Source organism: Escherichia sp. KCJ4928, assembly GCF_004352695.1.
Taxonomy (GTDB): Bacteria; Pseudomonadota; Gammaproteobacteria; order Enterobacterales; family Enterobacteriaceae; genus ECMA0423.
This window is the reverse complement of sequence record NZ_SJWV01000729.1, coordinates 1-281: the sequence shown is the minus strand read 5'-3', so window position 1 is coordinate 281 and position 281 is coordinate 1. Positions and strand designations below refer to the sequence as shown.

The window sequence follows — 281 nt, the reverse complement described above, 5'->3', positions numbered from 1 at the left end:
CCGGCTGTTACCGCTGTCAGAAGTGCCAGCACTAATCCTGCACCGTATATCAGCCCTCTCATGAAGCTGGTTTTCCGGGCAGGAAGTTCTGCATATGCCGCGCTCAGACAGCTGTCAATCGCGGAGAACATTCTGCCGATGTGATGTCCGGGACGTTCAGTATCAACGGTATCAACAAGCAGTGTTTCGGTTATTTCACGAAAAGGGGTGCTGAAGGACAGGTGCATCAGCCTGTTATTACGGTTAATCAGTGCGCCCAGTTCTGTAACCGGCAGGATGGC

At 52.7% G+C, this 281-nt stretch carries 1 pseudogene; it reads right to left on the bottom strand.

Annotation, left to right across the window (positions count from 1 at the left end):
* Nucleotides 1-281: pseudogene (locus tag E0D98_RS27725) on the bottom strand (DsbC family protein); the annotation flags it as partial.